9 protein-coding genes and 2 tRNA genes are annotated in these 8,110 nt (G+C 57.7%); 9 read left to right on the forward strand and 2 right to left on the reverse strand.

Annotated elements, in window-relative coordinates; translation table 11 throughout:
- Positions 1 to 192 precede the first annotated feature (192 nt).
- The 9 genes from H6B51_RS15315 to H6B51_RS15355 all read left to right on the forward strand — a co-directional run bounded on the left by H6B51_RS15315 (position 193) and on the right by H6B51_RS15355 (position 7,467).
- Positions 193 to 266, forward strand: a tRNA-Ile gene (locus H6B51_RS15315).
- 6 nt (positions 267 to 272) lie between these two features.
- A tRNA-Thr gene (locus H6B51_RS15320) sits at positions 273 to 348 on the forward strand.
- A gap of 116 nt (positions 349 to 464) precedes the next feature.
- Positions 465 to 635 carry a hypothetical protein gene (locus H6B51_RS15325; protein ID WP_204884506.1) on the forward strand — a complete coding sequence of 57 codons (171 nt, stop codon included), beginning with the start codon at positions 465 to 467 and terminating at the stop codon, positions 633 to 635.
- Between the two features lie 61 nt (positions 636 to 696).
- The gene (locus H6B51_RS15330; RefSeq protein WP_204884507.1) at positions 697 to 1,671 is read left to right on the forward strand and encodes a phage terminase large subunit; all 975 of its coding nucleotides are present in this window, start codon (positions 697 to 699) and stop codon (positions 1,669 to 1,671) included.
- 248 nt (positions 1,672 to 1,919) lie between these two features.
- Positions 1,920 to 2,399: a hypothetical protein gene (locus tag H6B51_RS15335; protein WP_204884508.1), complete on the forward strand. Its 480-nt coding sequence runs from the start codon at positions 1,920 to 1,922 to the stop codon at positions 2,397 to 2,399.
- A gap of 3 nt (positions 2,400 to 2,402) precedes the next feature.
- The gene (gene mobP3, locus H6B51_RS15340) at positions 2,403 to 4,361 is read left to right on the forward strand and encodes a MobP3 family relaxase (protein ID WP_204884509.1); all 1,959 of its coding nucleotides are present in this window, start codon (positions 2,403 to 2,405) and stop codon (positions 4,359 to 4,361) included.
- Between the two features lie 12 nt (positions 4,362 to 4,373).
- Entirely contained in the window at positions 4,374 to 5,279 is a 906-nt protein-coding gene (locus H6B51_RS15345; RefSeq protein ID WP_204884510.1) for a DUF3991 and toprim domain-containing protein, read from the forward strand.
- A gap of 116 nt (positions 5,280 to 5,395) precedes the next feature.
- The gene (locus H6B51_RS15350; protein ID WP_195560582.1) at positions 5,396 to 7,213 is read left to right on the forward strand and encodes a type IV secretory system conjugative DNA transfer family protein; all 1,818 of its coding nucleotides are present in this window, start codon (positions 5,396 to 5,398) and stop codon (positions 7,211 to 7,213) included.
- Positions 7,210 to 7,467, forward strand: a complete 258-nt coding sequence (locus tag H6B51_RS15355; RefSeq protein WP_006572730.1) for a helix-turn-helix domain-containing protein — start codon at positions 7,210 to 7,212, stop codon at positions 7,465 to 7,467. The genes H6B51_RS15350 and H6B51_RS15355 overlap by 4 nt, the downstream gene beginning before the upstream one ends.
- A gap of 151 nt (positions 7,468 to 7,618) precedes the next feature.
- On the opposite strand, the gene H6B51_RS15360 is transcribed toward H6B51_RS15355, so the two are convergent.
- Entirely contained in the window at positions 7,619 to 7,801 is a 183-nt protein-coding gene (locus H6B51_RS15360; protein ID WP_204884511.1) for a hypothetical protein, read from the reverse strand.
- Between the two features lie 123 nt (positions 7,802 to 7,924).
- Positions 7,925 to 8,110, reverse strand: a 186-nt coding sequence (locus H6B51_RS15365) for a helix-turn-helix domain-containing protein (protein WP_204884512.1), incomplete at its 5' end; no start/stop codon positions are given.

Raw genomic sequence — 8,110 nt, forward strand, 5'->3', positions numbered from 1 at the left:
CCCCCACCCCACCCAAGGGGGTAGCGGAAAATCGGGGGGGCGGTTCGCCGGGAGGGTATAGGGGTATCACCACACCCACCAAACACCCCGGCAACCGTTTCAATCTCAGGGTCGTGGAATCATCCACATCCGATACGGCCCGTGAGCAAAGCCGGATAAACTCACAACATAGCCCTCATATGGGGGCTATATGGCCTTGTAGCTCAGATGGCAAGAGCGTTTCGCCAATCATGAAAATGTCGCCGGTTCGAGTCCGGCCAAGGCCACAATACGCTATCATAGCTCAGTTGGCAGAGCGGCTGATTTGTAATCAGCAGGTCGTGGGTTCGAGTCCCACCGGTAGCTCCACCAGACTTTCATGTGGTCTGGCCTCTATCTCTTTATGCCCCCCGGGTGTGCATCCACCCCACACTCGGGGGCGTCCTTACAGGGGGTAGGAGAAAACAGGGGGTGGGTGTTTCAACATGGGAAACCCGAAAATTTCAAAGACTCCGGCGGTGATCCAGGGGAAGTGGGTGCTGTGCCCGGTGACCTGGTCGAAGATCGGAGCGCTGGAGGACGGGGCCACCGGGAAGGGTGTGGCTCCATACTGTCGGAAATGCGGGTGTGCGCACCCCGTCAAATTAGAGCCCTAGAGGCCATCTGCCGAGGATAACTCGGTGGTTGGCCTCTTTTATTTTGCCTGGAGGCTGAAGAATGAGGAAGCCGAACAAGCCCACGGGCGAAATCAAGCTGGATCTGGGCGAACTGTATGAAAAGCAGTGGCAGTTCATTGAGAGCAAGACCAGGTACACCGCATACGGCGGGGCCCGGGGCGGCGGCAAGACCCATGTATTGATCCGGGCCGCCATCAAGGGTGCGCTGGAGTATCCTGGCATCAAGATCCTTATCATGCGGCGGACATACCCGGAGCTGGAGATGACCATCATCCAGCCTATGAACAAGCTGATCAATTCAGCCACGGTAGACGGCCGGCCCTGCGGCGACATGATCGCCAGCTACAACGGCACCATGCGGATGCTGTTCTTCTCCAACGGGTCGGCCATCAAGTTCGGGCACCTGCAATCTTCCAACGCCATCACGGAATATCAGGGCCAGGAATACGACTGGATCTTCATGGATGAGGCAACCCACTTCTTGGAGTACGAGTTCCGCACCATGGGCGCTACGCTGCGTGGTGTGAACGATATCCCGAAGCACTTCTATCTCACCTGTAACCCAGGCGGGGTCGGGCATCAGTGGGTAAAGAGGCTGTTCGTCAGCCGGGAGTATGAGGGCATCGAGGACGGGAAGGACTACGCTTTTATCCCTGCCACAGTGGAGGACAACGAGGCTCTGTTGAAGTCCTCCCCGGAGTATATCCAGATGTTGGACACCCTGCCGGAGGACATCCGAGCGGCCCACCGGTACGGAGACTGGGACGCCATGGCGGGGCAGTATTTCTCTGAGTTCAATAAGGAGCTGCACACCTGCAAGCCCTTCCTGATCCCGGCGGAGTGGCCCAAGTACCGGGCGTTTGACTACGGCCTTGATATGTTTGCCTGTTACTGGTTCGCCATCGACTTCCAGGACAGGGTATGGGTATACAGGGAGTATTGCGAGCCAGGTCTGATCGTGTCGGAGGCGGCGGAGGCCATGCGGCGTTTGACCCCGCCGGAAGAGCATATGTAGCGCCGTGTCGCCCCCTGTGAGCCGCTGTGTGCGGCTTTCAGCGACCAGCCGACCGTGTACCCCTCCAGAGGGAAGCGGGCGGAATTTGGGCCGCTTTCCAAGAGAGCGGGAAGCTGGTGAAAGCGAAGCAGGAGAAAGAGCCGGGGACAATGCCGCCCCCGGCTCTCCCACTTCTGCCCGCAGTGCGGGCAGTTTCCGGCTTTTCGCAGCGGGGACAATCCGGCGGGTGGAAAGAGCTGTTGGACCCTATGATGCGGAAAAGCTCCGCTGTGGCAAGGGTTCTCAGCGGGGACTTGACGAAAAAAGGAGTGGTTTTACTGAAGTCCGAAAGCAGAAAAACGAAGAAGGGGTTCTGGATCTCTGAGGATCTGGACGAGAAGGTAGACATCTACCTGCGCCTCGACAACTGCGCCAGCCGGAGCGAATTCGTGGAGAATGCGCTCCGGTTTTACATCGGCTATCTGAACACGAAGAATGCCGGCGGCTTCCTGCCCGAAGCACTCTCCGCCATGCTCACCGGCACCCTGGACAATTTTGCCGGACGCATGGGCTCGCTCCTGTTCAAGCAGGGTGTGGATCTCAATGTGCTGGGGCAGATCATCGCCTACGACACCGATATCGACGAAGGAGAATACCAGCGCCTGCGCGGAAAAGCCATCCGGGATATGAAGCGCACCAACGGTCGCATCTCGTTCAAGGACGCACTGGACTTCCAGAAGTCGGTGTAACCCATGGCAAAGCTCGTACAAAAAAGCGGCTACATCCAATCGGACAAGGCCGGCGGGTACATGAAGTACATTGCCACCCGCGAAGGTGTGGAGAAGCTGACCGGCAACGGTCCCGTCACCAAAGGACAGCGGGAACTGATCCAAAAGCTCCTGCATGATTTCCCTGATGCCGTGGAGCTGTTCGAGTATGAGGATTACCGTAAGACGCCTACCCTTGGTACCGCATCAGCCTTCATCACCATGGCGCTGGATGCAAACCTCCACGAAATAAATTCTGAGAGCGGATACCTGTCCTACATTGCCACCCGCCCCCGTGTGGAGCGCCGCGGGGCCCATGGCCTGTTCAACTCCGCCGCCGCAGTAGACCTCGACGCAGCCATGTCCGAGCTGGAAGCCCATGACGGAAATGTGTGGACCATCATCTACTCCCTGCGCCGTGAGGATGCTGCCCGGCTGGGGTACGACAATGCGGACGCATGGCGCGGCCTGCTCATGATGCACGCACAGGATCTGGCCAAGGCCATGAAGATACCGGCTGATCACTTCCGCTGGTATGCGGCCTTCCACAATGAGGGGCATCACCCCCACATCCACATGATGGTCTGGTCAGACGATCCGAAGGAGGGCTTCCTGACCAGGGAAGGCATTGCGGCCATGCGCTCCAAGCTGACCAACACCATCTTCCGGGATGAGATGATCCAGATCTACGAGCGGAAGGATGTTGCCTATAAAGAACTGATCGAAGCGGCGCAGGATACCATGCGGGAGCTGATTCAGAAGATGGAGCATCAGCTCTGCGACAACCCTGTCATCGAGAAACAGATGCGCCAGCTGGTGCAGGCGCTGGAAACCACCACCGGGAAAAAGCAGTATGGTTATCTGAAGAAACCGCTCAAAGCATTGGTGGACACCATCGTGGACGAGCTGGCCCGGCAGCCGGAAGTAGCAAAGTGCTATGAAACCTGGAATCAGATCCGGGATGAGCTGAACGAGTGCTATGGCAGCCGTACACCGCGGGAGCATCTCCCGCTCTCTCAGCAGAAAGAGTTCCGCCGGATCAAAAACGATATCATCCGGGAGGCCGAGAACATCCGCCTCGGCCTCCCGACTTTTGAAGATGAGAAGATGCAAGATGAGCCGGAGCCGGAGGCGGCACATGAGGAGCAGCGATCCAGCAGCGTATATGAACAGGCTCGACGCTATCGTGCCGCCAAAACGGTTCTGCAGGATGTCTATGCGCTGGATGAGGAACACGCCGAAGCCGTCCGGGCGCTGGAACAGCTCTGGGCGGAAGGATACACGGTGGCGGCGCATCAACTGGGAAAGTTCTACCGGGATAATCTCTCCACCATGCGGGATCATGAAAAAGCGGAGCGTTGGTTTCGCTTATCCGCAGAGGCCGGAAATGACTTTTCGGCATACGCACTCGGGAAGCTCCTGCTCTCTCAAAAGCGCACCGAGGAGGCGGTGCGCTGGCTGGACAAGGCCGCCGGGCATGGGAATCCGTTTGCCCAATACCGCCTTGGGAAGCTCTGTCTCACCGGTGAGTCCGTAAAGAAGGATGTGAGAAAAGCTCTGGAGTACCTGACTGCCGCCGCCAGACAAGGAAACCCGTTTGCTCAGTACACACTGGGCAAGCTGTATCTCCTGGGCCGGGATGTGGAACAGGATCGGGAGCAGGCCAGGGATTGGTTCACCCGCTCCGCTGCCCAGGGCAATGCGTATGCTCAATTCTTCCTTGACCGCTTTGACCAGTTCCGAGATCCGTCCGTCATGCTGGCGGCAACCAAGCTGCTCCATCACATGAGCCGGATCTTCCGGGACAATTCCATGCCGCCTCGCAATCCGGCAGGGATTCGCATTGATTCCAAACGGCGCAAGCGGCTGACGGAAAAGCGGATGGCCATGGGCCACAAGGCGGATGATCATGAGGAGCAGGTATCCTATCAGCAGACCATGTAACAGGAGGAGCCTATGTCGACTTACATTCATTTCACGGAAGAACAGAAGCAGCGAGCCGCCTCCGTTGATCTGGAGGAGTTTCTCCGCTGCCGGGGCGAAAAGCTCCTTGCCTCCGGCAGAGAGAAACGGCTGGCCCGTGACCATAGTGTCACCATCCGCGGCAACGAGTGGTACGATCATGCCGAGGAGCGGGGCGGCCACGCCGTCAGCTTCGTGCAACGCTTTTATCACCTCAGCTACCCGGAGGCGGTGACCATGCTTCTGGGAGGCGAGCTGGGAACGGTTTATCCCTCTGCCCAAGAACGGGTAGAGGAGCCGCCGAAGCCCTTTGTCCTTCCGCCGGCCAATTCCAATATGCGCCGGGTCTATGCCTATCTGGTCAAGCACCGGAATATCGACCGGAGCGTTGTGGCGCACTTTGCAAGAGAGAAGCTGCTGTATGAAGACGCCGATTACCACAATGCGGTTTTCGTGGGTACGGATGAAGACGGCGTCCCCCGCCATGCCCACAAGCGCAGCGCCAACAGCTTCGGCAAAGCCTTCCGGCTCAATGTGGAGGGCTGCGATCCCCGTCACAGCTTCCACCATATCGGCACAGATGGGAGCCTCTATGTGTTCGAAGCTCCCATCGATATGCTCTCCTACATCACGCTCCATCCGGAGGGCTGGCAGAGCCACAGCTATGTGGCCTGCTGCGGCACCTCCATTCAGCCGGTGCTAAAGCTGCTGGAGCGGCAGCCGCAAATCAATACGGTCCTGCTCTGCCTCGACAATGACGAGGCTGGCCATCTGGCCAGCCGGCGCATGAAGGAACAGCTGGCAGAGAGGTACACGGTGGAAAGGCTCATTCCCGCACACAAGGATTGGAATGATGATCTGACCGCTGAGGAACCGTCCTACGCACAAGTCATGCAGTAAATAACAACAACGCACACCACTTCCTGTTCGCCCGAAGTAGGCCGTAACAAGAGTGATGTGCGCATTCAGAAGTATGGAACCGAGCAGGAAGTGGTGCGCCCTGAAAGGGGTTAACCATGCCACACCAAGTCCTGATTTTGTTGGCCGCCGGCGGGCTGATGTTTCTGGTCATCGGCTGTCTGGCCGCCTTGTCCCACTACTATACCCTGAGCGGGATCAAATCCAAAACGGTCGGCGACGGCCAGCACGGCACCGCAAGATGGGCCACAGCCAAAGAGATCCGGCAGACCTATGCCCATGTCCCCTTCGAGGTGAAGAAATGGCGCAGCGGCCAGAACCTGCCCACGGAGCAGGGGCTGGTGCTGGGGTGCAAGGGAAAGAAAGGCGAACTCACCGCCCTCGTGGACAGCGATGACATCCACTGCCTGATGATCGGCGCTTCCGGCATCGGCAAGACCGCCTATTTTCTCTATCCCAATCTGGAGTACGCCTGCGCCAGCGGCATGAGCTGGCTGGCGCTGGACAGCAAGGGCGACCTCGCCCGCAATTACGGCGCCATTGCCAAGAACTGCTATGGGTATCAGAATGTGGCCGTGATCGACCTGCGAAATCCCACCCGCTCAGACGGTAACAATCTGCTGACGCTGGTCAACCGGTATATGGACATTGCCCGGAGTGACCCGAACAATCTCGCGGCCCGGGCCAAGGCCGAGAAATACGCCAAAATCCTGTCCAAGACCATCGTCAATCCGGACGGCGATGACAGCAACCGCGGTCAGAACGCTTTCTTCTACGATGCGGCGGAAGGTCTGCTCACCTCGGTCATCCTGATGCTTGCCGAGTTCCTGCCGCCCGATAAAGACCACCCCCAGGAGCGCCGGCATATCGTCTCCGTGTTCAAGCTGGTGCAGGATCTGCTGGAGCCCAGCCGTGTCAAGGGCAAGAGCCACTTCCAGCTCCTGATGGCAAAACTGCCGCCGGATCACAAGGCGAGGTGGTTTGCCGGTGCCGCCCTCAACAGCGCCGAGCAGGCAATGGCCTCCGTCATGTCCACCGTGCTGTCCCGCTTGAATGCCTTTCTGGACAGCGAGCTGGAGCAGATCCTGTGCTTCGACAGCGCCATTGACGCTGAGAAGTTTGCTTCGGAGAAGTCTGCCATCTTCCTGATCCTGCCGGAAGAAGACACAACCAAGAACTTCATGGCCGGTCTCATGATCCAGAACCTGAGCCGGGAGCTGTTCGCTGTGGCCGATGAGAACGGCGGCAAGCTGAAAAACCGGGTGGTGCTTTTCTGTGACGAATTCGGCACCATGCCCCCGTTTGATATACTGCCCCTTTTCTCCGCTGGACGCTCTCGCCGGTTAACGCTCGTGCCGATCATCCAGTCCTTAGCGCAGCTCGAAAAAAACTACGGAAAAGAGGGCTGCGAGATCATTCAGGACAACTGCCAGGACACCATCTTCGGCGGCTTTGCACCCAACAGCCAGACTGCGGAGGTGCTGTCCAAAGCCCTGGGCAGCCGCACCGTCCTCTCCGGCTCGGTGAGCCGGGGCAAGAACGATCCCAGCCAGAGCCTCCAGATGATGGAGCGCGCCCTGCTGACGCCCGACGAGCTGAAATCCATTCCCAAGGGCAGCTTTATCGTCATGAAAACTGGCACACATCCCATGCGGACCCGGCTCCAACTCTTCTTAAACTGGGGCATTACCTTCGGGGAGCCGTATGTGGTGCCGGAGAGAGCCAACCGAGCGGTGGCCTATGCCAACCGGGTGGATCTGGAGCGGAATCTCCCGCAGCTCAGTGAGCCGGAGGAGATGGACGAAAGCCGCGGCTATGCGGTATCCAGCCGGGGCGGCATCGCCCATGCTCCGGCTCAGGAGAGGGCTGTAAAAAGAGGAAAGCAAATGAAGACATTCGGAGAGGAGGAACGATGAGTTACTTCGGAACGATTTACGCCGACACTGAGCTTCCCTCCAGAGCGAAGGCGGTCTATATGTACCTGCGGGATCGCTCCGATGCCGAGGGAAAGTGCTGGCCGGGCATTAAGACCATTGCCTCGGACATGAAGCTGTCCCGCTCTACGGTCAAGCGGGCGCTGCACGATCTGGAGCAGCACGGCTATCTGAAAAAGGCTTCCCGGCACAGGCCGAATGGGAGCAGCACCTCCAATCTCTATACCGTGAAATAGTCATAACCACTGGCTAAGCCGGTGGCTTGATTTGGCCCTATAAGGGCCTGTTACCGGCAAACGTCTCAAGACGCACTGAAATTTATTTCACTCGCATCACTTGCCCTACGGCCCGTAAACGGGCAACCGCTGTTCTAACGAAAGTCTTTCTTCACTGATAATTTGCTGTTAGCAGCTCGCTTCGCTCGATGCTTAAAGCTAAAGCTTTTTTATCCTCACCAGCAGAGCTGGTGGTTCTGTTCGCTAAAGCTATACCAAAAGAGAGAGTGGTTTGTACCAAAATGTAGTACAAACCACTCTCTGAATCAATGGCAATTTCAAAATCTTCCGCCAAGGGAGAACTGCGCCCATTCGCTGGACCCAGGAGCGGTTCATTGTGAACCACCCAGAAGGACTCACTCTATCAGAGATTTAGGTCAGAGAAAAGACATCCATGCGAAAGAAAATAGTGGTGGAATTACGGTTCATCGACATCCAGACAGTATCCGACTTCCCGCACGGAGCGAATGTAGAACAGGGCATCTGGATTAGCCTGATACAGCTTCTCGCGCAGGTTGCAGATATGAAATCCTATCGTATTGTTTTCGTTTCCTGTAGTGAAATCGCCCCAGACCTGTTCGTAAATCTGTGCGTAGGTCAGCAC

This window comes from Pseudoflavonifractor phocaeensis (assembly GCF_016901955.1).
GTDB lineage: Bacteria > Bacillota > Clostridia > Oscillospirales > Oscillospiraceae > Flavonifractor > Flavonifractor phocaeensis_A.

Bases quoted from the DNA above. Each gene is read 5' to 3' on its own strand.
- H6B51_RS15355 (WP_006572730.1), top strand. From the start codon at position 7,210: ATGAGTTACTTCGGAACGATTTACGCCGACACTGAGCTTCCCTCCAGA.
- H6B51_RS15350 (WP_195560582.1), top strand. From the start codon at position 5,396: ATGCCACACCAAGTCCTGATTTTGTTGGCCGCCGGCGGGCTGATGTTT.
- mobP3 (WP_204884509.1), top strand. From the start codon at position 2,403: ATGGCAAAGCTCGTACAAAAAAGCGGCTACATCCAATCGGACAAGGCC.
- H6B51_RS15330 (WP_204884507.1), top strand. From the start codon at position 697: ATGAGGAAGCCGAACAAGCCCACGGGCGAAATCAAGCTGGATCTGGGC.
- H6B51_RS15335 (WP_204884508.1), top strand. From the start codon at position 1,920: ATGATGCGGAAAAGCTCCGCTGTGGCAAGGGTTCTCAGCGGGGACTTG.
- H6B51_RS15325 (WP_204884506.1), top strand. From the start codon at position 465: ATGGGAAACCCGAAAATTTCAAAGACTCCGGCGGTGATCCAGGGGAAG.
- H6B51_RS15345 (WP_204884510.1), top strand. From the start codon at position 4,374: ATGTCGACTTACATTCATTTCACGGAAGAACAGAAGCAGCGAGCCGCC.